This window comes from Aneurinibacillus aneurinilyticus ATCC 12856, from assembly GCF_000466385.1.
Lineage (GTDB): Bacteria > Bacillota > Bacilli > Aneurinibacillales > Aneurinibacillaceae > Aneurinibacillus > Aneurinibacillus aneurinilyticus.
The window spans coordinates 1-2089 of record NZ_KE952881.1 but is presented as its reverse complement, the minus strand read 5'-3'; the positions used below and the strand labels follow the sequence as shown (position 1 = coordinate 2089).

Genomic DNA, 2089 nt, shown 5'->3' with positions numbered 1-2089 from the left:
CACCTTATGGATAATCAACAGGCGTGATATAATACGTAATGTTGTGCTAAAAAATGAAGGGAACAAAGCTGTGAGTTAGATAAATAGCCCATTTTTTGAGAAAAGAGGGGATATTGATGAATGACTCAGCAGGGCAGGACAAGCGTCGTTTTGATTTTGGAGATATTGTTCGAATTGATGGATATGAAGATGAATGGTATCGTGTTGAAGGATACACAGAACTCAACTATTATTCTTTGGAAGGTATGTACCAGGAATCTTATTATGATTTAGCGCGAATCCCTGATGGATTATATCTGGATGGTTATGATGATAACATGACACTTATCTGTACGGCGGAAGAGGCTTGGGAGGCACTCGAAAAAAGAAAGGAAAAAAACAGGAAAAAAACGTTAAACATAAAGAGCAAAAAAAGTTCACAAGAACAAATTGATGACTTGCTTGATGAACATAACGATTTTATGGAATTGTATCGTATTACTCGTGATAAAGAATATGTAGAACTTGCAAAATTAGCTTTTGAATTCATCAAAGAACTTCAGCAAAATCCGAAGCTTCGCACCTATAAAAATTAAGAAATGGCAATATTTCTTATCGGTATTTTATATTGAGCTAGAGTCATTGGATATTATAATTGAACAAAATAAAGAAGAAAGGGTAGCCAATTATTATTGAACTGTAACCCGAATAATGGACACTTAAAAAAATCCGTTATTCAGGTTACAATTCACAATGTGCCATCGGGTCTTTGCGATTTAAACTTTAATCTATTGGGAATGTTCGTATTGTGTCTCAATTTAATAGCCGTGATTCGAATACGCCAGTAATCCGCTACCCAGATTCCCTGCCGATAAAGAGAAGGGCGACATTTCTCGATAATCTCATCCCATGCGCTTTCCTTCTCTTTTAAAGAAAAATCGGCAAAGAAATTGTTACTAAAGCAATGAAGCCAGTTTTTCAGACCTTCTTCTCCATCCGTAAGCGTAGTTGGACGGGCAAAGTGGATCGCCTGGGCTACATGAAAGCCTTCTTGTTCCAGTAGTGTCGCATATTCTCCGATGCTAGGAAAGTACCAGGGATTTTTTTCGCCGATGGATGAAACGCCACGAGCGGCCAATGTTTCTTCAGTTGCCTTGACAATTGTCTGCACATTGCCTTTGCCTCCGAATTCGGCGACAAAGCGTCCGCCTTCGCGCAATGCCTTCCGGACGGAGCGTATAACTTGCTTAGGTCGCTTCATCCAGTGCAACGCCGCATTGGAGAAGACAGCATCATAAGGGGCAGATGTATGAAATGTTTCACCATCTGCAACCTGGAAGGATAGATGGGGAAACTTTTGTTTTGCCGTCTCAATCATAGATGAAGATAAGTCCATTCCCAGGACAGATGCTCCGCTGGCGGAGATTTCGTTGGCTAATTCGCCAGTCCCACACCCTAAATCCATAATACGTTCGCCTAGTTGAGGCTTGAGCCATTCGATTACACCCTTGCCAAGTGTGGAAACATAATCGATTTTACTATCGTAAAAGCTGCCGTTCCACTTATCGTCCATTTTTTCTTTCTCCATGTTGTCCCCTCCTGAATTCGTTATAATCCATTTTTATCATTGTAATGAAAATAAGTAAAATATATTATTTTTATTTTATTTATAGGTTTTACTTATATGAATGCTATTCCGACAAATGGAAAAACGCGAACTTTCTTTTTTCTTGCGTAATGAAGAAGAGGTTGTGACTGTTTAACCGGGAAATACAGCGGGGTAGTCATAGAATTTTTACTGATGAAAGCTTTGGCATGGTGCAGTGTCCAAGGAGTATGGTGGAATAGTGATTATCGTATGTGCATAGACAATATCGTTCGGTAAGCCAACATTTCCAATCAAAATGACCCGTGTTATAAACGAAAAATCCCAATTTCTCAGTGATATAAATGAGAAATTGGGATTTAATTATTCACTGTTTTATTGACCAGCTTTTCGTGATGGGTTTTTTTATATATACAGTATATTAATTACCTTTATGGAATTTTATTAATAAGGGGACGGTGTGCATGAAGAAGGCTCTTATAGCCCTGTTGAGCAGTATATTTT

2 protein-coding genes are annotated in these 2089 nt (G+C 38.6%); one reads left to right on the top strand and one right to left on the bottom strand.

Features of this window, described 5'->3' with window-relative positions:
- Positions 1 to 116: 116 nt before the first annotated feature.
- Complete coding sequence (locus HMPREF0083_RS21060; protein ID WP_021623798.1) at positions 117 to 575, top strand: hypothetical protein; 459 nt, start codon at positions 117 to 119, stop codon at positions 573 to 575.
- A gap of 152 nt (positions 576 to 727) precedes the next feature.
- Here the strand turns inward: HMPREF0083_RS21060 and HMPREF0083_RS21055 are convergent, their stop codons facing one another.
- The gene (locus tag HMPREF0083_RS21055; RefSeq protein WP_021623797.1) at positions 728 to 1567 is read right to left on the bottom strand and encodes a class I SAM-dependent methyltransferase; all 840 of its coding nucleotides are present in this window, start codon (positions 1565 to 1567) and stop codon (positions 728 to 730) included.
- Between the last annotated feature and the right edge of the window lie 522 nt (positions 1568 to 2089).

Excerpts from the sequence above, each read along its gene's own strand:
- HMPREF0083_RS21060 (WP_021623798.1), top strand. The coding sequence starts at position 117 with ATGAATGACTCAGCAGGGCAGGACAAGCGTCGTTTTGATTTTGGAGAT.
- HMPREF0083_RS21055 (WP_021623797.1), bottom strand. The coding sequence starts at position 1,567 with ATGGAGAAAGAAAAAATGGACGATAAGTGGAACGGCAGCTTTTACGAT.